The organism is Kitasatospora sp. NPDC059827 (assembly GCF_042731675.1).
In the GTDB taxonomy this organism is placed as follows: Bacteria; Actinomycetota; Actinomycetes; order Streptomycetales; family Streptomycetaceae; genus Kitasatospora.
Genome location: NZ_JBHWIV010000008.1, coordinates 147820 through 168077 on the forward strand (window position 1 = coordinate 147820; position 20258 = coordinate 168077).

The 20258-nt window shown below is 67.5% G+C and carries 31 protein-coding genes; 1 reads left to right on the forward strand and 30 read right to left on the reverse strand.

Annotated elements, in window-relative coordinates; all coding sequences use genetic code 11:
• Nucleotides 1–44: 44 nt before the first annotated feature.
• The 30 genes from rpsM to ACFV8H_RS07975 form a co-directional block, all read right to left on the reverse strand.
• Entirely contained in the window at nucleotides 45–425 is a 381-nt protein-coding gene (gene rpsM / locus ACFV8H_RS07830) for a 30S ribosomal protein S13 (protein ID WP_316523629.1), read from the reverse strand.
• Between the two features lie 175 nt (nucleotides 426–600).
• Nucleotides 601–714, reverse strand: coding sequence for a 50S ribosomal protein L36 (rpmJ, locus tag ACFV8H_RS07835; RefSeq protein ID WP_003956441.1), 114 nt, complete (start codon nucleotides 712–714; stop codon nucleotides 601–603).
• 32 nt (nucleotides 715–746) lie between these two features.
• Entirely contained in the window at nucleotides 747–968 is a 222-nt protein-coding gene (gene infA, locus ACFV8H_RS07840; RefSeq protein WP_003956442.1) for a translation initiation factor IF-1, read from the reverse strand.
• 194 nt (nucleotides 969–1162) lie between these two features.
• The gene (mscL, locus tag ACFV8H_RS07845) at nucleotides 1163–1588 is read right to left on the reverse strand and encodes a large conductance mechanosensitive channel protein MscL (protein WP_375882094.1); all 426 of its coding nucleotides are present in this window, start codon (nucleotides 1586–1588) and stop codon (nucleotides 1163–1165) included.
• Between the two features lie 139 nt (nucleotides 1589–1727).
• Nucleotides 1728–2567, reverse strand: a complete 840-nt coding sequence (gene map, locus ACFV8H_RS07850) for a type I methionyl aminopeptidase (RefSeq protein WP_375882092.1) — start codon at nucleotides 2565–2567, stop codon at nucleotides 1728–1730.
• Between the two features lie 116 nt (nucleotides 2568–2683).
• Nucleotides 2684–3337 carry an adenylate kinase gene (locus tag ACFV8H_RS07855; protein ID WP_380397400.1) on the reverse strand — a complete coding sequence of 218 codons (654 nt, stop codon included), beginning with the start codon at nucleotides 3335–3337 and terminating at the stop codon, nucleotides 2684–2686.
• Nucleotides 3337–4647: a preprotein translocase subunit SecY gene (gene secY / locus ACFV8H_RS07860; RefSeq protein ID WP_380397402.1), complete on the reverse strand. Its 1311-nt coding sequence runs from the start codon at nucleotides 4645–4647 to the stop codon at nucleotides 3337–3339. Before secY ends, ACFV8H_RS07855 begins: the two co-directional genes overlap by 1 nt.
• 337 nt (nucleotides 4648–4984) lie before the next feature.
• Nucleotides 4985–5437: a 50S ribosomal protein L15 gene (gene rplO, locus ACFV8H_RS07865; protein WP_375882087.1), complete on the reverse strand. Its 453-nt coding sequence runs from the start codon at nucleotides 5435–5437 to the stop codon at nucleotides 4985–4987.
• Nucleotides 5438–5439: 2 nt separating this feature from the next.
• A complete protein-coding gene (gene rpmD / locus ACFV8H_RS07870; protein ID WP_030055835.1) occupies nucleotides 5440–5622 on the reverse strand; it encodes a 50S ribosomal protein L30 in 183 nt (60 codons plus the stop codon).
• Nucleotides 5622–6245: a 30S ribosomal protein S5 gene (gene rpsE, locus ACFV8H_RS07875; protein ID WP_030055834.1), complete on the reverse strand. Its 624-nt coding sequence runs from the start codon at nucleotides 6243–6245 to the stop codon at nucleotides 5622–5624. Before rpsE ends, rpmD begins: the two co-directional genes overlap by 1 nt.
• A gap of 48 nt (nucleotides 6246–6293) precedes the next feature.
• On the reverse strand, nucleotides 6294–6677 hold the full coding sequence (rplR, locus tag ACFV8H_RS07880; protein WP_030232494.1) for a 50S ribosomal protein L18: 384 nt from the start codon (nucleotides 6675–6677) through the stop codon (nucleotides 6294–6296).
• A gap of 3 nt (nucleotides 6678–6680) precedes the next feature.
• Entirely contained in the window at nucleotides 6681–7220 is a 540-nt protein-coding gene (gene rplF / locus ACFV8H_RS07885) for a 50S ribosomal protein L6 (protein ID WP_375882084.1), read from the reverse strand.
• Between the two features lie 22 nt (nucleotides 7221–7242).
• Nucleotides 7243–7650, reverse strand: coding sequence for a 30S ribosomal protein S8 (gene rpsH, locus ACFV8H_RS07890; RefSeq protein WP_030280781.1), 408 nt, complete (start codon nucleotides 7648–7650; stop codon nucleotides 7243–7245).
• A gap of 268 nt (nucleotides 7651–7918) precedes the next feature.
• Nucleotides 7919–8104 carry a type Z 30S ribosomal protein S14 gene (locus ACFV8H_RS07895; protein ID WP_030393303.1) on the reverse strand — a complete coding sequence of 62 codons (186 nt, stop codon included), beginning with the start codon at nucleotides 8102–8104 and terminating at the stop codon, nucleotides 7919–7921.
• A gap of 3 nt (nucleotides 8105–8107) precedes the next feature.
• Entirely contained in the window at nucleotides 8108–8677 is a 570-nt protein-coding gene (rplE, locus tag ACFV8H_RS07900; RefSeq protein WP_030300393.1) for a 50S ribosomal protein L5, read from the reverse strand.
• Nucleotides 8677–8988 carry a 50S ribosomal protein L24 gene (rplX, locus tag ACFV8H_RS07905; protein WP_030232484.1) on the reverse strand — a complete coding sequence of 104 codons (312 nt, stop codon included), beginning with the start codon at nucleotides 8986–8988 and terminating at the stop codon, nucleotides 8677–8679. The genes rplE and rplX overlap by 1 nt, the downstream gene beginning before the upstream one ends.
• Before the next feature lie 15 nt (nucleotides 8989–9003).
• Complete coding sequence (rplN, locus tag ACFV8H_RS07910) at nucleotides 9004–9375, reverse strand: 50S ribosomal protein L14 (RefSeq protein ID WP_030393301.1); 372 nt, start codon at nucleotides 9373–9375, stop codon at nucleotides 9004–9006.
• A gap of 102 nt (nucleotides 9376–9477) precedes the next feature.
• Entirely contained in the window at nucleotides 9478–9750 is a 273-nt protein-coding gene (rpsQ, locus tag ACFV8H_RS07915) for a 30S ribosomal protein S17 (protein WP_030055826.1), read from the reverse strand.
• A complete protein-coding gene (gene rpmC / locus ACFV8H_RS07920; RefSeq protein ID WP_049649042.1) occupies nucleotides 9750–9974 on the reverse strand; it encodes a 50S ribosomal protein L29 in 225 nt (74 codons plus the stop codon). The genes rpsQ and rpmC overlap by 1 nt, the downstream gene beginning before the upstream one ends.
• On the reverse strand, nucleotides 9974–10393 hold the full coding sequence (rplP, locus tag ACFV8H_RS07925) for a 50S ribosomal protein L16 (RefSeq protein ID WP_030055824.1): 420 nt from the start codon (nucleotides 10391–10393) through the stop codon (nucleotides 9974–9976). Before rplP ends, rpmC begins: the two co-directional genes overlap by 1 nt.
• Nucleotides 10394–10398: 5 nt before the next feature.
• Nucleotides 10399–11223, reverse strand: coding sequence for a 30S ribosomal protein S3 (rpsC, locus tag ACFV8H_RS07930; RefSeq protein WP_188301636.1), 825 nt, complete (start codon nucleotides 11221–11223; stop codon nucleotides 10399–10401).
• Nucleotides 11223–11570 carry a 50S ribosomal protein L22 gene (rplV, locus tag ACFV8H_RS07935; protein ID WP_030055822.1) on the reverse strand — a complete coding sequence of 116 codons (348 nt, stop codon included), beginning with the start codon at nucleotides 11568–11570 and terminating at the stop codon, nucleotides 11223–11225. The genes rpsC and rplV overlap by 1 nt, the downstream gene beginning before the upstream one ends.
• Nucleotides 11571–11620: 50 nt before the next feature.
• Entirely contained in the window at nucleotides 11621–11902 is a 282-nt protein-coding gene (rpsS, locus tag ACFV8H_RS07940) for a 30S ribosomal protein S19 (RefSeq protein WP_030055821.1), read from the reverse strand.
• Between the two features lie 11 nt (nucleotides 11903–11913).
• On the reverse strand, nucleotides 11914–12750 hold the full coding sequence (gene rplB, locus ACFV8H_RS07945) for a 50S ribosomal protein L2 (RefSeq protein WP_375882079.1): 837 nt from the start codon (nucleotides 12748–12750) through the stop codon (nucleotides 11914–11916).
• Between the two features lie 43 nt (nucleotides 12751–12793).
• Nucleotides 12794–13114 (reverse strand): 50S ribosomal protein L23, encoded by a 321-nt coding sequence (rplW, locus tag ACFV8H_RS07950; RefSeq protein WP_063348967.1) that lies wholly within the window; start codon nucleotides 13112–13114, stop codon nucleotides 12794–12796.
• On the reverse strand, nucleotides 13114–13791 hold the full coding sequence (rplD, locus tag ACFV8H_RS07955; protein WP_380397406.1) for a 50S ribosomal protein L4: 678 nt from the start codon (nucleotides 13789–13791) through the stop codon (nucleotides 13114–13116). Before rplD ends, rplW begins: the two co-directional genes overlap by 1 nt.
• Nucleotides 13792–13795: 4 nt before the next feature.
• On the reverse strand, nucleotides 13796–14443 hold the full coding sequence (gene rplC / locus ACFV8H_RS07960) for a 50S ribosomal protein L3 (RefSeq protein ID WP_350503569.1): 648 nt from the start codon (nucleotides 14441–14443) through the stop codon (nucleotides 13796–13798).
• A gap of 14 nt (nucleotides 14444–14457) precedes the next feature.
• Nucleotides 14458–14766 (reverse strand): 30S ribosomal protein S10, encoded by a 309-nt coding sequence (rpsJ, locus tag ACFV8H_RS07965; protein ID WP_012785157.1) that lies wholly within the window; start codon nucleotides 14764–14766, stop codon nucleotides 14458–14460.
• 418 nt (nucleotides 14767–15184) lie between these two features.
• Complete coding sequence (locus ACFV8H_RS07970; RefSeq protein ID WP_380397408.1) at nucleotides 15185–17005, reverse strand: hypothetical protein; 1821 nt, start codon at nucleotides 17003–17005, stop codon at nucleotides 15185–15187.
• Between the two features lie 145 nt (nucleotides 17006–17150).
• On the reverse strand, nucleotides 17151–18044 hold the full coding sequence (locus tag ACFV8H_RS07975; RefSeq protein WP_380397410.1) for a glycosyltransferase family 2 protein: 894 nt from the start codon (nucleotides 18042–18044) through the stop codon (nucleotides 17151–17153).
• A 531-nt stretch (nucleotides 18045–18575) separates the two neighbouring features.
• Between ACFV8H_RS07975 and ACFV8H_RS07980 the strand changes: the two genes are divergently transcribed.
• Nucleotides 18576–20177 (forward strand): hypothetical protein, encoded by a 1602-nt coding sequence (locus ACFV8H_RS07980; RefSeq protein WP_380397412.1) that lies wholly within the window; start codon nucleotides 18576–18578, stop codon nucleotides 20175–20177.
• Nucleotides 20178–20258: the final 81 nt, after the last annotated feature.

Below are 20258 nucleotides of genomic sequence, written 5' to 3' on the forward strand. Positions count from 1 at the left end.
TCCGCTGACCCGCGGGCCGGAGGGATGTCCGGTGACGGGACGGACTACTTCTTGCCCGGCTTCTTCTTACCGGCGATCGCGCGACGCGGGCCCTTGCGGGTACGCGCGTTGGTGTGGGTGCGCTGGCCGCGGACCGGCAGGCCACGGCGGTGACGCAGACCCTCGTAGCAGCCGATCTCGACCTTGCGGCGGATGTCGGCGGCCACCTCACGGCGGAGGTCACCCTCGACCGTGTAGTTGGCGTCGATGTACTGGCTCAGCTTGACCAGGTCGTCCTCGGTGATGTCGCGAACGCGGACATCCGGGTTGACGCCGGTCTCGGCGAGGGTCTGCTGGGCGCGGGTACGGCCGATGCCGTACACGTACGTAAGGGCGATCTCGATCCGCTTCTCACGGGGGAGATCAACGCCGGCGAGGCGTGCCATTCAAGGCTCCTGTGGTTCTTCAGAGGTCTGACGGGCACCTACTCCGACACCTCACGGTGAGGGAGCCCCGGCCTCTGACCGGGGGCGGCAGTCCGTCCCTTCCGGGACGGATCGGGTGACCCGCGTATGACGTTTTCGCGTCGCGCGAAGTACTACGAGAAATGCGGGAGGGAGATCAGCCCTGGCGCTGCTTGTGGCGCAGGTTGTCGCAGATCACCATGACCCGGCCGTGACGGCGGATCACCTTGCACTTGTCGCAGATCTTCTTGACGCTCGGCTTGACCTTCATGTTCAGGTTCTCCGGGTCTAGATCTGACGTTCTTACTTGTAGCGGTAGACGATCCGGCCGCGCGTGAGGTCGTAGGGGCTGAGCTCCACGACGACCCGGTCGTCCGGCAGGATGCGGATGTAGTGCATGCGCATCTTGCCACTGATGTGCGCGAGGACCTTGTGACCGTTCTGCAGCTCGACCTTGAACATCGCGTTCGGAAGAGACTCGATCACGGTGCCCTCGATCTCAATGGCGCCTTGCTTCTTAGCCATGAACTGCGAGATCCACCTTCCGGGACCGGCTACCGTATGCGGAACGCTCGTGCGAACCTGGGTTCACCCCGTCCCCGAGGGGAAGAGGGCGCGCTGAAGCACGCTACGAGTGAGCCGACGGTCCATCCTACGCCAGCGCGTCCCGGGGTCCAAAACGGGGGTACCGGAAGGAGTCCGCCGTCACACCGGCCCCGTCAGACCCCGGTCGGGACGGCCAGCGGGTCGACGTGGGCGGTGCAGGCCGAGCAGCGGCGGGCGGCCTCGGGGATCTCGGTCAGGCACTCGGGGCACGGGCGCTTCGCGACCTTCGGCTTCTTCGGCAGGTAGCGCGCGGTGGCCTTGGTGATCGGCAGCACCACGCAGAAGTACAGCACCGCGGCGGTCATGAAGAAGGCGATCAGCACGTTCAGGAACTGGCCGTACGGGAACTTCACCCCGCCGATCTCCGCCGTGTACGAGCTGAAGTCGCCGGCCGCGCCGACCACCACGCCGACCAGCGGGGTGAGGAAGGCGGACACGAAGCCGGTCACCACCGCGGTGAACGCGGCACCGATGACCACACCGACGGCCATGTCGATGACGTTGCCGCGCATCATGAAGTCGCGGAATCCCTTGAGCACTGCGCTCTCCTGCTCGCTCGTAAGCCACTGGGCCAGTAACTGCCACTGCCAGCCGTTAAAAATAGGACAAAAGCCCTGGAGGTCCAAACCTCCAGGGCTCTGATCCCTTGTCAGCAGCGGCAGTTGACCGCCCGGGCGACTACGCCAGCGGGTCCGGAGCTGCGGTGATGCCCAGCTTGGCGAGCTCGGCCCTGCCGCCGTCGAAGGCGGTCAGCACCAGCGGGCCCTCCTCGGTGACGGCCACCGAGTGCTCCCAGTGCGAGGCCCAGGTGCCGTCGTTGGTGACGACCGTCCAGTCGTCCTCCAGCACCGCGGTGTGCGGGGTGCCGAGCGAGACCATCGGCTCGATCGCCAGCACGGTGCCCGGGACCAGCTTCGGGCCCTTGCCGCGGCCGCGCTCGACGTAGTTCAGCACGTGCGGCTCCATGTGCATCGCGGTGCCGATGCCGTGGCCGCCGTAGCCCTCGGTGATGCCCCACTTGCCCTTGGGCGGCAGCGGCTGGCGCCGGATGAAGCCCTCGATCGCCTTGGAGACGTCCACCAGGCGGTTGTTCTTCTTCATCTGGGCGATGCCGGCCCACATCGAGCCCTCGGTCACCCGGCTGAGCATCTCGACCTCGGGGCGGACCTCGCCGACCGCGACGGTGATCGCCGAGTCGCCGTGCCAGCCGTCCAGGATGGCGCCGCAGTCGATCGAGATGATGTCGCCCTCCTGCAGCACCCGCTCGCCCGGGATGCCGTGCACGACCTCGTTGTTCACCGAGGCGCAGATCACGCCCGGGAACCACAGGCCGCCGTGGTGGGCGCGGAAGTTCGAGGTGGCACCGTGGTCGGTGATGACCTTGTCGGCGATGTCGTTGAGCTCCTGGGTGGTCACCCCGGGAGCGACCGCCTCGCGACAGGCCTTGAGCGCCTCGGCGACGACCAGCCCGGCCGCCCGCATCTTCGCGATCTGCTCGGGGGTCTTGATCTCCACCATCAGGTCACGCCTTCCAAGTCCGGATTACCACTGCCTACCACCGTACGACGTCGAAAACGGCCGGGCCGCCCGCTCCACGGGCGACCCGGCCGTCACGCGTACCTCGCCGAGCGAACTCAGCCGTTCTTCTTCAGCGCCTCGATCGCGCGCTGGGTGACCTCGTCCACCTTGCCGAGGGCCGAGATCGTCGCCACCAGGCCCTGCTGGACGTAGTAGTCGATGATCGGCTCGGTCTCCGTGTGGTAGACCTCCAGGCGCGTGCGCACCGCTTCCTCGGTGTCGTCCGAGCGCTGGTACAGCTCGCCACCGCACTCGTCGCAGACACCCTCCTCCTTCGGCGGGTTGTACGCGACGTGGAACACGTGGCTGCCGTTCTTGCGGCACAGGCGGCGGCCGGCGATCCGGCGCACCACCTCGTCCTCGGGGACCTCCAGGTCCAGCACGCCGTCCAGCACGATGCCCTGCTCGGCGAGGAACTCGTCGAGCGCCTTGGCCTGGCCCAGGTTGCGGGGGAAGCCGTCGAGCAGGAAGCCGTTGGCCGCGTCGGCCTGCAGCATGCGGTCCTTGGCCATCCCGATGGTGACCTCATCCGGTACCAGGCGACCCGCGTCCATGTAGCCCTTGGCCTCGAGCCCCAGCGGGGTGCCCTGACCGATGTTGGCGCGGAACAGGTCGCCGGTGGAGATGTGGGGGATGGACAGGGTCTTGGCGAGCAGGTGCGCCTGAGTACCCTTCCCGGCCCCGGGAGGACCAACGAGGACGATACGCATCAGCGGAGGAACCCTTCGTAATTGCGCTGCTGGAGCTGGCTCTCGATCTGCTTCACAGTTTCGAGTCCGACGCCGACGACGATGAGCACGCTGGTGCCGCCGAACGGGAAGTTGGTCTGCTGTCCGAAGGCGACCAGGGCGATCATCGGGATCAACGCGATCAGGCCCAGGTAGAGCGAACCCGGCCACGTGATTCGGGTCAGCACGTAGTTCAGGTACTCGGCCGTCGGACGGCCGGCCCGGATGCCCGGGATGAAGCCACCATACTTCTTCATATTGTCGGCAACTTCTTCGGGGTTGAAGGAGATGGCGACGTAGAAGAAGGCGAAGAAGACGATCAGCAGGAAGTAGGTGGCCATGTAGATCGGGTGGTCACCCTTGACGAAGTTCTGCTTGACCCACACCGCCCAGCCCGACTGGCTGTTGGTCAGCTGGACCACCAGCGCCGGGATGTACAGCAGCGACGAGGCGAAGATGACCGGGATGACACCGGCCTGGTTCACCTTGAGCGGGATGTAGGTCGAGGTGCCGCCGAAGGCCCGGCGGCCGATCATCCGCTTCGCGTACTGGACCGGGATCCGGCGCTGCGCCTGCTCGACGAAGATGACCAGCATCACAACGATGACGCCGACCGCGACCACGGAGAAGAACTCGACCCAGCCGCCGCCGATGGTGCCGGACTGCTTGATGGCCCACATCGAGGTCGGGAACTGCGCGGCGATCGAGGTGAAGATCAGCAGCGACATGCCGTTGCCGATGCCGCGGTCGGTGATCAGCTCGCCCAGCCACATGATGACCGTGGTGCCGGCCGTCATCGTGAGCACCATGACGGCGATCCGGAACACCGAGGTGTCCGGCACGATCTGGTTGCCCACCGGGCAGCCGGAGAACAGCGCACCGCTGGAGGCCGTCGCCACGATGCCGGTGCCCTGGAGCACGGCGAGCGCGATGGTCAGGTAGCGGGTGTACTGGGTGATCTTCGCGGTGCCGGCCTGGCCCTCCTTCTTCAACGCCTCGAGTCGCGGGATCACGACGGTGAGGAGCTGGAGGATGATGCTCGCGGTGATGTACGGCATGATGCCGAGCGCGAAGATCGTCAGCTGGAGGAGCGCGCCGCCGCTGAACAGGTTGACGAGTCCGAAGAGGCCGTTGTTCTTGGTGTCCTTGATGCACTCGTTCACGGCCGTGAAGCTCACGCCCGGAATCGGAATGTGCGAGCCCAGCCGGAACAGCACCATGATGCCCAGCGTGAACAGCAGCTTCTTGCGCAGGTCGGGCGTCTGGAACGCCCGCGCGAACGCACTGAGCACGGTGCCTCCTGCGCCTCCCGCACGTCGTCGGCGGGAGGGTCGGTCCTGAATGGGGAGTTTGCGGTACGGGCCCCCGTACAGACGGCACAGGCGAGCCTACGCGCAGCCTACAAGGGAACTCCACGGACTCTAACAGTGCGCGGCCACTCGAAAGAAGCGCGTACCGTCCCTCCCCCACTCACGGGGGTACGGGATGCCCGGTTTTGCCACACAAAAGAACGAGGCCCGGTACCGGCTGATTTCGGCCCCGGAGTGAAAGCCGGGGTAAAAGCACGAGCCCCGCACCTCCCGAAGGAGGTGCGGGGCTCGAAGCCGGTTGTCGGCGGGTTCAGCGGGCTCAGACGAGCTCGGTGACCGTACCGCCGGCGGCCTTGATCTTCTCGGCGGCCGAGCCGGAGACGGCGTCGACCGTCACCTGCAGCGCAACCGAGACCTCGCCGGTGCCGAGCACCTTGACGAGGGAGTTCTTGCGAACCGCGCCCTTGGCGACCAGGTCCTCGACCGTGACGGCGCCACCCTGCGGGTAGAGCTCGGCCAGCTTGTCGAGGTTGACGACCTGGAACGTGATCTTGAACGGGTTCTTGAAGCCCTTCAGCTTCGGCAGGCGCATGTGGAGCGGCATCTGGCCACCCTCGAAGCGCTGCGGAACCTGGTAGCGGGCCTTGGTGCCCTTGGTACCACGACCGGCGGTCTTACCCTTGGAGCCCTCACCACGACCCACGCGGATCTTGTCGGTCTTGGCACCCGGGGCGGGACGCAGGTTGTGGATCTTGATCGGGTTGTCGCCCATGATCAGTCCACCTCCTCAACCGTCACCAGGTGACGGACCGTGTGGGCCATCCCGCGGATCTCGGGACGGTCCTCCTTCACCACGACGTCGTGCATGCGCTTGAGACCAAGCGAACGCAGGGTGTCACGGTGATTCTGCTTGCTGCCGATGTACGACTTGGTCTGCGTGATCTTGAGGCGAGCCATCAGGCGCTCACCCCTGCAGCACGCGCCCGCAGCAGAGCGGCGGGGGCCACGTCCTCCAGCGGCAGGCCACGACGGGCGGCGATCTCCTCGGGGCGCACGAGGCCCTTCAGAGCAGCCACGGTGGCGTGCACGATGTTGATCGCGTTGTCCGAGCCGAGCGACTTCGACAGGATGTCGTGAATGCCGGCGCACTCCAGGACGGCGCGCACCGGACCACCGGCGATAACACCGGTACCGGGGGCGGCGGGCTTCAGCAGCACGACGCCGGCGGCCTTCTCACCCTGGATCGGGTGCGGGATGGTGCCCTGGATACGGGGGACCTTGAAGAAGTTCTTCTTGGCCTCCTCAACACCCTTGGCGATGGCGGCCGGAACCTCCTTCGCCTTCCCGTAACCGACACCCACGGTGCCGTCACCGTCGCCCACCACGACCAGCGCGGTGAAGCTGAAACGACGACCACCCTTGACAACCTTGGCGACACGGTTGATCGCGACAACGCGCTCGACGTAAGCGGTCTTCTCGACGGCGGGGGCGTTGCCCCGGTCGTCACGCTTACGGTCGCGCCGCTCGCCACCGCCGGTGCCACCGCCGGCGCCGCTACCGCGGCGCTGGGGTCCAGCCATTGGAATTACCTCTCTCGATTACGTCCGTCGACTGAGTCGACGAGCGGCTTAGAAGTCGAGCCCGGCCTCGCGAGCCGCGTCCGCCAGGGCGGCGATGCGGCCGGCGTACCGGTTGCCCGCGCGGTCGAAGACGACCGCCTCGATGCCGGCGGCCTTGGCGCGCTCGGCGACCAGGCTCCCGACCTTCTTGGCCAGCTCGGTCTTGTCGCCCTCGGCGCCCTTGATGGACACGTCGAGGGTGGACGCCGACGCCAGGGTGTGACCCTTGGCGTCGTCGATGACCTGGGCGACCATGTGACGGTTCGAGCGCGTCACGACGAGGCGCGGACGCACCTCGGTGCCGACGACGCGCTTGCGAACGCGGATCGCGCGGCGCTTGCGAGCGGCGCTCTTGTAGGCGTTGCCCTTGCCGATCTTGACAGAGACGCTCATCGCTTACTTACCACTCTTTCCGACCTTGCGGCGGATGACCTCGCCCGCGTACTTGACGCCCTTGGCCTTGTACGGGTCGGGCTTGCGCAGCTTGCGGATCTTCGCGGCGACCTCGCCGACCTTCTGCTTGTCGATGCCGTCCACGTGGAACTTGGTGGCCGACTCGACGACGAAGGAAATGCCCTCGGGGGCCTCGACCAAAATCGGGTGGCTGTAGCCCAGCTGGAACTCCATGTCGGAGCCCTTCGCCAGAACTCGGTAGCCGACACCGCTGATCTCCAGCGACTTGCGGTAGCCCGCGGTCACGCCGGTGATCATGTTCGCCACCAGCGTGCGGGAAAGGCCGTGCAGGGCCTTCGACTGACGCTCGTCGTTGGGGCGGGTGACGACCAGGTTGCCGTCCTCGCCCTTACCGATCTCGATCGGCGCGGCGACAACGTGGGTGAGGGAGCCCTTGGGGCCCTTCACCGAGACCGCCTGGCCATCGATGGTGACGTCCACGCCGGCGGGAACCGGGATGGGCAGCCGTCCAATGCGCGACATTGCTGTACCTCCGTTTCCCGAATTACCAGACGTAGGCGAGAACTTCTCCGCCTACGCCCTTCTTGGCAGCCTGCTTGTCGGTGAGGAGACCCGAGGACGTGGAGATGATCGCCACGCCCAGGCCGCCGAGCACCTTCGGCAGGTTGGTGGACTTTGCGTAGACCCGCAGGCCCGGCTTGCTGATCCGCTTGATGCCAGCGATCGAGCGCTCACGGTTGGGGCCGAACTTGAGCTCGATGGTCAGCTTCTTGCCGACCTCGCCCTCAGCGGGCTCCTCAACCTTGTAGGAGGAGATGTACCCCTCCTGCTGCAGGATCTGGGCGACGTGCGCCTTGATCTTGCTGGCCGGCATCGCCACAGAGTCGTGGTACGCCGAGTTAGCGTTACGCAGACGCGTGAGCATGTCTGCGATGGGGTCGGTCATGGTCATGATGGCCTCAGGCCTCTCTCGCCGTGGTTTCTCCGCGCCAGGTCCCCCTGCCGCACTCCGAGGAGTGCGGCAGGGGCACAGACGCAGGGGACCTGCGGCGTCGTAAGACTGGGTGCGAGCCCTCCGAAGAGGGTCGACGGCAGCTATGGAGCTACCGCGACAGGGGGCCCGACCTCACTACCCTACGGGATTCCGTACGCAGCCCCAAAAAGGGGCTCTGTGGGGTCGGGCACACCTGCTTCGCTATGGCGTTACCGCGAGGTCCTGGTTACCAGGAGCTCTTGGTCACGCCCGGCAGCTCGCCGCGGTGCGCCATCTCACGAAGGCAGACACGGCACAGGCCGAACTTGCGGTACACCGAGTGCGGACGGCCGCAGCGCTGGCACCGGGTGTAGGCCCGGACGCCGAACTTCGGCTTCCGCTCGGCCTTCGCGATGAGGGACTTCTTCGCCATGTGTTACGCCTCCTTGAACGGGAAGCCCAGAGCGCGCAGGAGCGCCCGGCCCTCGTCGTCGGTCTGGGCGGTGGTCACGACGGTGATGTCCATACCGCGCTGACGGTCGACCTTGTCCTGGTCGATCTCGTGGAACATGACCTGCTCGGTCAGACCGAAGGTGTAGTTGCCACGGCCGTCGAACTGCTTCGGGGAGAGGCCACGGAAGTCACGGATTCGCGGCAGGGCCAGCGAAACCAGACGGTCCAGGAACTCCCACATGCGGTCACCACGGAGGGTGACGTGGGTGCCGATCGGCTGGCCCTCGCGCAGCTTGAACTGCGCGATGGACTTGCGAGCCTTGGTCACGGCCGGCTTCTGACCGGTGATCGCGGTCAGGTCGCGGATCGCGCCCTCGATCAGCTTGCTGTCACGGGCGGCCTCGCCGACACCCATGTTGACGACGACCTTGACCAGGCCGGGCGTCAGCATGACGTTCTCGTACGAGAACTGCTCCTGCAGCTGACCCTTGATCTCGGAGTTGTAACGCTCCTTGAGGCGGGGGGTCACCTTCTCAACAGACGTCTCAGACATCAGATGTCCTCACCGGTTCGCTTGGCAACGCGGATCTTGTTGCCCTCGTCGTCGAAGCGGTAGCCAACGCGGGTGACGACCTTCTTGCCGTCCTTCTCCACGACCAGCTGGACGTTGGAGACGTGCACCGGGGCCTCGACGGTGACGATGCCACCCTGAGTGCCCGGACCCGGCTTGGTGTGCTTCTTGACCCGGTTGACACCCTCGACCAGGACCTTGTTCTCAGCCGGCATGGCCTGGATGACCTTGCCCTGCTTGCCCTTGTCCTTGCCGGTGATGACCTGGACCAGGTCACCCTTCTTGATCTTCATGCTGTTCGCCATGAGTTAGAGCACCTCCGGCGCAAGCGAGATGATCTTCATGAACTTCTTGTCACGCAGCTCGCGGCCCACCGGGCCGAAGATGCGGGTGCCACGGGGGTCACCATCGGTGTTCTTCAGAACGACCGCGGCGTTCTCGTCGAAGCGGATGTACGAGCCATCCGGACGACGACGCGACTTCACGGTACGGACGACGACGCACTTGACGACGTCACCCTTCTTGACCGAACCGCCGGGGATCGCGTCCTTGACGGTCGCGACGATGACGTCCCCGATACCGGCGTAGCGGCGACCGGAACCACCGAGAACGCGGATGCAAAGGATTTCCTTCGCGCCCGTGTTGTCGGCGACACGCAGTCGCGACTCCTGCTGGATCACAGCTTTCTCCTGATCGTCAACGAGAGCTGACGGGCCGGCCGCTGCTCACACCAGCGCCCGCGAGGGACCTGGTGCACATACGGCCGTACCGCATCAACTTCGTTACTTGGCCTTCTCGAGGATCTCGACGACGCGCCAGCGCTTCGTCGCGGACAGCGGGCGGGTCTCCGCGAGGAGCACCCGGTCGCCGATGCCGCAGGCGTTCGCCTCGTCGTGCGCCTTCAGCTTGTTCGTACGGCGGATGACCTTGCCGTACAGAGCGTGCTTGACGCGGTCCTCGACGGCGACGACGACGGTCTTGTCCATCTTGTCGCTGACGACGAGACCCTCACGGGTCTTGCGGAAACCGCGCGTCTCGTTGGTGTTCTCAGTCATCAGGCGCTCTCCACCGTCTCGATGCCCAGCTCGCGCTCGCGCATCAGGGTGTAGATCCGCGCGATGTCCTTACGGACGAGCTTGAGCCGTCCGTGGTTGTCGAGCTGCCCGGTCGCCGCCTGGAAGCGGAGGTTGAACAGCTCCTCCTTGGCCTCACGGAGCTTGGCAACGAGACCCTCGTTGTCCAGCTCGCGGAGGTCAGCAGCCTTGGTGCCGGCCGACATCAGCTCTCACCTGCCTCGCGCCGGATGATCCGGCACTTCATCGGGAGCTTGTGAGCTGCGCGGGTCAGCGCCTCACGAGCCACCTTCTCGTTGGGGTACGACAGCTCGAACATGACCCGACCCGGGTGCACGTTCGCGATCCACCACTCGGGCGAACCCTTACCGGAACCCATGCGGGTCTCGGCCGGCTTCTTGGTGAGCGGGCGGTCCGGGTAGATGTTGATCCAGACCTTGCCGCCACGCTTGATGTGACGGGTGACGGCGATACGAGCGGACTCGATCTGCCGGTTCGTCACGTAGGCCGGGGTGACGGCCTGGATGCCGTACTCGCCGAACGCGAGCTCGGTGCCACCCTTGGCAGCGCCGCGGCGCTTCGGGTGGTGCTGCTTGCGGTGCTTGACCCTACGGGGGATCAGCATTGGGGTCAGGCCTCCGTTCCGGTGTTCTCGGCAGCCGGAGCCTCGGCCGCCGCGGCCGCGGGGGCCTCGGCAGCGGCGGGGCGACGGCCACGGCCACCGCGCTCGCCACCACGGCGCTCGCCACCGCGGGCGGGACGACCACCCTCGGGACGGGCCGGGCGGTTGCCCGAGCGGGCAGCGGCGTTCTCAGCGCGGACCTCGGCGATGTTCTTGACGTCGCCCTTGTAGATCCAGACCTTCACACCGATGCGGCCGAAGGTCGTCTTGGCCTCGAAGAAGCCGTAGTCGACGTTCGCGCGCAGGGTGTGCAGCGGCACACGGCCCTCGCGGTAGAACTCCGAACGGCTCATCTCGGCGCCGCCGAGACGACCGGAGCACTGGACCTTGATGCCCTTGGCGCCGGACTTCATGGTGCCCTGCATCGACTTGCGCATGGCACGACGGAAGGAGACGCGGGAGGACAGCTGCTCCGCGACGCCCTGAGCCACGAGCTGGGCGTCCAGCTCGGGGTTCTTGACCTCGAGGATGTTCAGCTGGACCTGCTTGCCGGTCAGCTTCTCGAGGTCGCCGCGGATGCGGTCGGCCTCGGTGCCACGACGCCCGATGACGATGCCGGGACGGGCGGTGTGGATGTCGACGCGGACGCGGTCGCGGGTGCGCTCGATCTCGACCTTGGAGATGCCGGCGCGCTCCATGCCCTTCGTCATCATGCGACGAATGGCAACGTCTTCCTTGACGTAGTCCTTGTACAGCTTGTCGGCGTACCAGCGGGACTTGAAGTCCGTGCTGATGCCGAGGCGGAACCCGTGCGGGTTAACCTTCTGGCCCATTACCGGGTCCCTTCCTTGCTGCTGACGACCACGGTGATGTGGCTGGTCCGCTTGCGGATCCGGTAGGCACGACCCTGCGCACGCGGACGGAACCGCTTCAGGGTCGGACCCTCGTCAACGTACGCCTCGCTGATGACGAGGTCGTCCACGTTGGAGTGGTTGTAGTTGTGCGCGGCGTTGGCGATGGCGCTGTCGAGCACCTTGCCGACCGGCACGGTGGCGGCCTGCGGAGCGAAACGCAGGACGGCCTGGGCCTCCGTGGCCGGCAGGCCACGGATGAGGTCCACCACGCGGCGGGCCTTCATGGGCGTGACGCGGATGTACCGCGCCTGGGCCCTGGCTTCCATGGTTGTCCCCTTGCTGGTGTAAGTCATTGAGTCGGTAATCTCGCTGGCGACTAGCGACGCTTCGACTTGCGGTCGTCCTTGACGTGACCGCGGAAGGTACGCGTCGGCGCGAACTCGCCGAGCTTGTGGCCGACCATCGACTCGGTGACGAACACCGGGACGTGCTTACGGCCATCGTGCACCGCGATCGTGTGGCCGAGCATGGCCGGGAAGATCACGGAGCGACGGGACCAGGTCTTGATGACGTTCTGGGTACCCGCCTCGTTCTGCGCGTCCACCTTCTTGAGAAGGTGGCCGTCGATGAAGGGGCCCTTCTTGAGACTGCGCGGCATCTGACCTGCTCCTAGCGCTTCTTGTTGGTCTTGCGGCGGCGCACGATGAGAGCGTCCGACGCCTTCTTCGGGCGACGGGTGCGACCCTCCTTCTGGCCCCACGGCGAGACCGGGTGGCGGCCACCAGAGGTCTTACCCTCACCACCACCGTGCGGGTGGTCGATCGGGTTCATGGCGACACCACGCACGGTCGGGCGGACGCCCTTCCAGCGCATACGGCCGGCCTTGCCCCAGTTGATGTTCGACTGCTCGGCGTTGCCGACCTCGCCGACGGTGGCGCGGCAGCGCGCGTCGACCAGGCGGATCTCACCGGAGGGCATGCGCAGGTGCGCCATCTTGCCCTCACGCGCCAGCAGCTGGATGCCGGAGCCCGCGGAGCGGGCCAGCTTGGCACCGCCGCCGGGACGCAGCTCCACCGCGTGGATGGTGGTACCGACCGGGATGTTGCGCAGCGGCAGGTTGTTGCCCGGCTTGATGTCGGCGCCAGGGCCGTTCTCAATCCGGTCACCCTGCGCGATGCCACGCGGCGCGATGATGTAGCGCTTCTCGCCGTCCAGGTAGTGCAGGAGCGCGATGCGCGCGGTGCGGTTCGGGTCGTACTCGATGTGCGCGACCTTCGCCGGCACGCCGTCCTTGTCGTGACGACGGAAGTCGATCACGCGGTAGGCGCGCTTGTGGCCGCCACCCTGGTGGCGAACGGTGATCCGACCGGCGTTGTTACGGCCGCCCTTGCTGTGCAGGGGGCGAACCAGCGACTTCTCCGGGGTGGACCGCGTGATCTCTACGAAGTCGGCCACGCTGGAGCCACGACGGCCCGGCGTAGTCGGCTTGTACTTGCGGATGCCCATTTGGCTCTCTCGTCCTCGTCCTTATCGACGATCACGATCCCCGTTAGGAGACCGGACCACCGAAGATGTCGATGCGGTTGCCCTCAGCCAGCGTCACGATGGCGCGCTTGGTGTCCTTGCGCTTGCCAAAGCCCGTCTTGGAGCGCTTGCGCTTGCCCTGACGGTTGAGCGTGTTGACGGACTCGACCTTGACCGAGAAGACCGCCTCGACGGCCTGCTTGATCTGGGTCTTGTTGGCACCGGGCGACACGACGAACGTGTACTTGTTCTCGTCGAGGAGCGAGTAGCTCTTCTCCGAGATGACCGGCTTCACCAGGACGTCACGGGGGTCCGTGAACGTCTTGCTCGTGATCTCTGCAGCCATCAGGCGGCGCTCCCTTCGAGCTCGCCCTCAGCAGCCACGGCCTTGGCGGACGCGGCCGGACCGGCCACGAAACGCTCGAAGGCGGCCTGGGTGAAGACCACATCGTCGGAGACGAGCACGTCGTAGGTGTTCAGCTGACCGGCGTCCAGGATGTGGACGTTCGGCAGGTTGCGAGCGGACTTGAGGCCCAGCTCGTCCGAACGCTCGACGACCAGGAGGACGTTCTTGCGCTCGGTGATCTTGCCGAACAGGCCCTTGGCGGCCTTGGTCGACGGCGCCTCGGTCGCGGTCACGTCGGTGATGACGTGAATGCGGCTGTGGCGGGCCCGGTCGGTGAGCGCACCGCGGAGGGCGGCGGCGATCATCTTCTTCGGGGTCCGCTGCGAGTAGTCACGCGGCACGGGACCGTGCACGACGCCACCGCCGGCGAACTGCGGCGCACGGGTCGAGCCCTGACGGGCGCGGCCGGTGCCCTTCTGGCGGTACGGCTTCTTGCCGCCACCGCGGACCTCGGCGCGAGTCTTGGTCTTGTGGGTGCCCTGACGGGCCGCAGCGAGCTGCGCCACGACGACCTGGTGCATCAGCGGAACGCTGACCTTCGCGTCGAAGATCTCGGCCGGCAGCTCGAGGCTGCCGGTCTTGTCACCCGAGGGCGACAGGATGTCAATGGTGCTCATATCCTCACAGCCCCTTCGCCGCGGTGCGGACGAGGATGAGGCCGCCGTTCGGGCCCGGGATTGCGCCCTTGATCAGGAGCAGCCCCTTCTCCGCGTCAACGGCATGGATGGTCAGGTTCTGGGTGGTCACACGCTCGTGGCCCATCCGGCCGGCCATCCTCACGCCCTTGAACACGCGACCCGGGGTGGCGCAGCCACCGATCGAGCCGGGCGAGCGGTGCTTGCGCTGCACACCGTGACCGGCGCCGAGGCCCCGGAAGTTGTGGCGCTTCATGACACCGGCGAAGCCCTTGCCCTTGGAGGTGCCGGTCACGTCGACCTTGACACCCGCCTCGAACAGCTCGGCGGTGATCTCCTGGCCCAGGGTGTACTCGGACGCGTCCGAGGTACGGAGCTCGACCAGGTGGCGACGGGGGGTGACACCGGCCTTGGCGAAGTGGCCCGCGAGGGGCTTGTTCACCTTGCGGGGGTCGATCTCGCCGAAGCCGATCTGGACGGCGTCGTAGCCGGCCGGGCTGTCGGCGGTGTGGACCTGGGTCACGACATTGGGCCCAGCCTTGACGACGGTCACCGGAACGACCCGGTTGTTCTCGTCCCAGACCTGGGTCATGCCGAGCTTCTCGCCCAGGATGCCCTTAATCTGCTTAGCCATCTTCGGTGCGCCTCTCAGAGCTTGATCTCGATGTCGACGCCAGCCGGCAGGTCGAGACGCATGAGCGAGTCAACCGTCTTCGGCGTGGGGTCGAGGATGTCGATCAGACGCTTGTGAGTGCGCATCTCGAAGTGCTCGCGCGAGTCCTTGTACTTGTGCGGCGAGCGGATGACGCAGTACACGTTCTTCTCAGTGGGCAGCGGCACCGGGCCTGCGACCTGCGCACCAGTACGGATCACCGTCTCGACGATCTTCTTCGCCGAGGAATCGATGACCTCGTGGTCGTAGGCCTTGAGCCGGATGCGGATCTTCTGTCCCGCCATGGCTACTCAGTAGTCCTTTGTCCTTAGTCACTGCACGACCCTCCTCCGACCCCCGCGCTCGGGCGTGTCGCACTCGCGCTTGCAAAAAACCGGCGAAGTACTTCGTCGGTTTCAAACTTTCGGGGTGGGGGCGGCCGGGTCGAGGCCCCGCACACGCTTCCCGGAAGATTCCCGTACTTTCGCCCCGCAGCTGCCGTGGCGTAGAACTCACGCTTGACGGCCATCACGGGAACGACGAGTACATGGGACTCGCTTCCAGTCCTCCCGGCGGGAGGCGCGCAGCATCGGCACTCAACCGAGCAACTTGGACATACTGCCACATGGAGCAGCCCGGATGCCAATCGGGGCCGGTGAGGCGTACCTCACCGGCCCCGATCAGGTGACCGTCATTCCCGGCGGCGGACGCCGCCGGGTCGCGTCACCACGGACGCTTGGTGCCGCAGACCGTCGCCCAGTCCTCGCCGCTCACGTTGGCGCACCACAGCCGGCCCTTGTCGGGCTCGTTGTTGTACTCCCTGAGGTTCATGTTGACCTTGGCGCAGTCGTTCTGCCCGGCCGGGTCGAACTTGGGGCACTTGCCGTTGCGGTTGACCAGGATGTGCGCGCGCCAGGCGTCGATGCCCATGTCGACCTGCTGCGACCCGGTGCTCGGGAGGTACCGCGAGTCGGTGGTCGGCATGTAGCGGTCCACCGACCAGGAGGCCGCCATGGTGCCGAACAGCGCCACCGCGCAGACCGCGCCCGCGACCAGCCGACCGGTGACCGCCGGGCGCAGGGTCAGCGGCGCGGGCCCGCCGTCGACGCCGACCCGCTGCACCGTCCGCAGCCAGCCCGTACCGCGCTGGACGGCGAACATCAGGCCGAGCACGGCCAGGATCATCAGCGCGTACAGGATGATCCAGGTGGTGCGCGGGAACAGCTGGACGGCCTTGGCGTGGGCCAGCTGCGAGGCGAAGTAGAAGCGCAGCAGCCAGGCGCTGACCAGGGTCGCCGCCGTGGTGCGCACCACGATGCTGCGCAGCCCGAGGCCGAGCGCCAGCGCGACGCCGGCCAGCAGCATCAGGGTGTAGGCGCTCTGCCCGGCGAGCTCACCGCGCCAGGGGAAGTCGTGGTAGTTCAGGTCGCCCGCGCGGTCCGAGGCCCAGCCCATGACGTACGCCGGGTCGAGGTAGACCGAGAGGTACGCGTACCGGTCCTTGGCCTCGGCGCCCAGCCGCACCAGCTGGTACAGCAGCGGAGCGCCGACCACGCCGGCGCTGATCAGGGTCGCGGCCAGGAACAGCAGCACCGGCTTGATCCGGGCGGCGCCCTTGCGCCACGGCACGAGGAACAGCGCGAGCACGAACACGCCCGGCGCGGCCCAGACGAACCAGCCCGAGTACCAGAGGAACATCAGGCCGAACGAGACGCCGAACCCGACCCCGCGCAGCACCGTGGAGCGGGTGCTCAGCCGGTGCGCCCGGCGCAGCTCGCGCAGGGCCGCGGCCAGCATCGGGACCATCACCAGCATGGTGACGTGGCTGTACGGCCGGATCGGGTCCAGGAACAGGATCGCGGACGGGACGGCGATCAGCAGCGCCCAGAACGGGCGCAACAGCAGCCGCCAGGACAGGTACGCCATCGGGCCGACCAGCGCGGTGCAGATCAGCTGGACGTCCTTCAGCGCGTAGCCGCCGCCACCGACGCCGCCGTAGAACAGCTTCGACCAGAGCGCCAGCACCGCCGGGAACCCGGGCGGGTAGACGCCGGGCAGGCCGTGGCCGGTCAGCATGCCGTTGGCCATGCCGATCAGGTTGCCCGGGTCGCCCTCCTGGCCGCCGAGGCCCCACTGGGTGCCGTTCAGCGCCACCACGATGCCGCCGGCGACCGCGCCGGTGGCCAGGCCGGCCACGGCCGCGCAGACCAGCCGCTGCACCAGCTGGTAGCGGGCCAGGCTGCCCCGGTACGCGGTGTAGAGCAGCACCGCCAGGATCGGCAGGCCGACGATCGCGGCGTACTTCTGCAGCATCGCCAGACCGCTGACCTGGCCGACCCGGTTGAGCGGGTTGACGTTGATGCGGGTGCAGAGCAGCGCGAAGGCGAACGCCGCCACGATCGAGACCAGGGCCTCGGCCGAGCGGACCGCCCAGGGCCGCGCCAGCAGGCCGTCCATCCGCCCGAGGAGGGGCTCGGCCGCTCGCTCGGGCCGTTGCGGCTCCGCTTCGGAGTCGCCGACCGGGCTGGTGGCCAGATCAGTCATGTCAGTCACTTCCGTACGTGGCCACGTCCGGTGTGCGGCATGGAGTGGCGTGGTGGGTCGGCGGTCGGGGTCGCCGACATGATAAGCGCCCGTCCCGGAGCCGGGGCTCCGGGCCCGGGCCCTCGACGACCGGCTCCGGGCCTGGTCAGCTGCTGCGGACGGCGCGGCCGACCATGGCGCCGGCGTGGGCGAAGTCACCCGCGCCGAGGCGCCCGGCGGCGACCATCAGGGCGTGCAGCCGGGAGGAGAGGTGGAGGTCGGCCGAGCGGGCCGCGGCGTTCCAGCCCTTGGCCCGCAGCTCCTTGGCGATCAGGGTGTAGTACTGGAGCTCCTCGTCGAAGCGCTTGCCGTCCTTGACCCGGTTCGAGGAGTCGCTGGCCTGGTGGCGGCGGTAGCGGAACACCTCGCGCTCGTCGACCAGCAGGTTGCCGCCCTCCATCAGCATGTCGACCATGAACGCCAGGTCGTGCACGGCGTCGATGTCCGGGCGGTACGGGATCTTCGACAGCGCGGACTGCCGGTACAGCAGCGACGGGGTGTACAGCCAGTTCCCGGACAGCAGGCTCTTCACCGCGTCCTCGCCGCTGATCAGACCGGCCTTGCGGGCCGGGGCGGCGATCCGGCGCTTGACCTTGTCACCGATGCCGAGCGACGGCACCAGGTTCCCGTCGCTGTCCATCACCTTGACGCCCGGCTGGACCGCGATCGCCTTCGGGTCGGCCTTCATCCGCTCCAGGACGACGTCCAGGTAGTTCGGCTCCAGCAGGTCGTCGGCGCCCATCATCGAGACGAACTCGCGCTCGGCCAGGGTCGACGCCTTGTAGGTGTTGCCGTTGGGGCCCAGCCGCTCCTCGTTGCGGACGTAGCGGATCCGCTCGTCCTCCAGGCCCTCGATGTACTCCAGCGCCCGGTTGCCCGGGTACTGGTCGTCCACCACGGTCAGCCGCCAGTCCTGCTGGTGCTGCGCCCGGATGCTGTCGATGGTGGCGAACAGGTACTCCGGGTCGCCGTAGTACGGGATGACGAAATCGACGCTCATGACGGCGCCGCACCTCCTGGTCCTGGATCATGCTTCGGTGCCCCGGCCGCGGCCGCCGGACGGGCCAAGTCAACCAGTTCCGCCGCCCCGGTGCGTCGGCCGGTCCGGGCGGGAAACCAACTCGCCGAACCGTCCGCGGGGTTCGCGTACGTCACCGATCGGAAAGCCCGGGCAACGGAATTACATCCGCCGAACGGCCCCGCAATGAATTGGAGTTGGCAATGTCCGGATTTTCGCCGATTTAAATCCTGTCTACCGGAGCGGGCCGGGCGAGGATCCCTAGGATATCTTCGGTGCGACATGCCAACTCCCGTACAGCCGGGTTCTGAAGGGCCTCCCAGGATGACCATCAGCGTTCCGCACCGTGCCGACAGGCCTCAGCGGTCGCCCGAACAGCCATTGATCCCCCCTCTGCCTCGACGGATGTACCGGCGCGAGAGTTCAGCGTGGTGGGTGGCGGTCGAGGGTGTCATCGGGATCACAGCCGCCATGTTCATGACCTGGGCGACCCGATTCATCCACATCGATCCGATGGTTCGTGTCGGTCAGGTCAGCGGTCTGGCCGCGCTCCAGCTCATTCTGCTGATCTCGATGGGAGTCACCGTCGGGGCACTGATGGTCATCATGCGCCGCTGGTCGATACTTCCGGTGCAATTCGGTGCCGCGATATTCGCCGGCCTCTCCAGCGGTGTGCTGGCCGGCGCCGTCGCGCTCGCGCTGCGCGGCACCCCGTGGCCGCTCGGCGGCCAGGGCGGTGACGCCGGCGTCCTCCAGGGCTGGGCCTTCAACCTGATCCACGGCCAGCCGATCGACGACACCTACCCGCCGCTCTTCCCGCACCTGCTCGGCTGGTACACCGAGCACTTCACGGACGGCGACCCGGGCCACGCGCTGAAGATGGTCAGCCTGGTGTTCATCGCGCTGCTGGGGCCGACGGCCTACGTCGCCTGGCGGCTGATCCTTCCCCCGCTGTGGGCCCTGGGCATCGGGGTCACCGCCTCGCTGCCGCTGGCCGACCCGTACAAGCCCTACACCACGATCGTCCTGGTCGGGCTGCTGCCGGTGCTGGCGAAGCTGCTCCAGCTGATCCAGCGCTCCCAACTGCTCAGCCGCGGCCGGGCCGTGGGCCTGGGGGCCGTCGTCGGGGCCGTGCTCGGCCTGCTGTTCCTGCTGTACTCGGGCTGGTTCGTCTGGTCGGCGGCCGGTCTGATGCTGATGGGCGTCGTCCTGCTCGTCCGCCAGTGGCGCACCCACGGCACCGGCGCCTTCGTCACGGCCCTGATGCTGATCGGCGCGACCGTCCTCACCTTCGTGGCGGTCGCCGGCTTCTACCTCACCAAGTTCCTCTCCTCGGCGGGCGGCGCCGTCGACCGGTACTGCTACTTCGACGTCTACACCGAGCCCAGCTACTTCATGATGTGGGGCAGCGACGTGCCCGGCGGCCTCGGACTGGGCGCCTGGCCGCAGCCCGGCGAGATCGGCGGCGTCGGCCTGTTCGCCATCGTGCTGCTGATCGGCGGCGCCGCCGCCGTCGTGGTCGGCCCGCGCAACTCCGTGGTGCTGGCGACCGCCGCGGCCGCTGCCAGCGCCTTCCTGATGCGCTACTGGTACGCCGCCCACATGTTCAAGAACCAGGCGGTGATGCTCTACCCGCGCACCAACCAGCAGCTGCTGTACTGCTTCATCGTGCTCACCGGCCTGGCGCTGTTCCTCGGCACCGAGCGCTTCCTGGAGCGCCGCCAGCGGACCGGCTCCGAGAGCCTGTCGACCCCGACCGCCCGTGCGCCGCGCCGGTACGCCCTCGCCGCGCTCTGCGCGCTCGGCCTGCTGTTCGGCATGGCCGGCTCGTCCACCGGCAGCCGCTACATGCCCGAGCCCAGCTCGCGCATCGACAGCACCGGCAACTTCGCCAACACCGCCCAGCACCTGCGCGGCCTGGACGGCAACTGCTCGCCGTACGTCGCCGCCAAGGACTGCATCGACGCCGGTGCCCCGGTCGTCTACGACCAGGCCGAGAAGGTCAAGAAGGACCAGGAGAACCAGCAGAAGCCCGAGTACCAGGTGCTGAGCTGCCAGAAGGACAACCCGTACCCGCGGGCCCCGAAGCCTCCGGCCGGCCGGCCCCAGGGCTGATCCCGCGCCCTGCGGCAACGGCCGGGGGGGGCGCGCCCCCGGCGGGGGCGGGCGGCCGGCGGGGGGGGGGGGGGTCGGGCT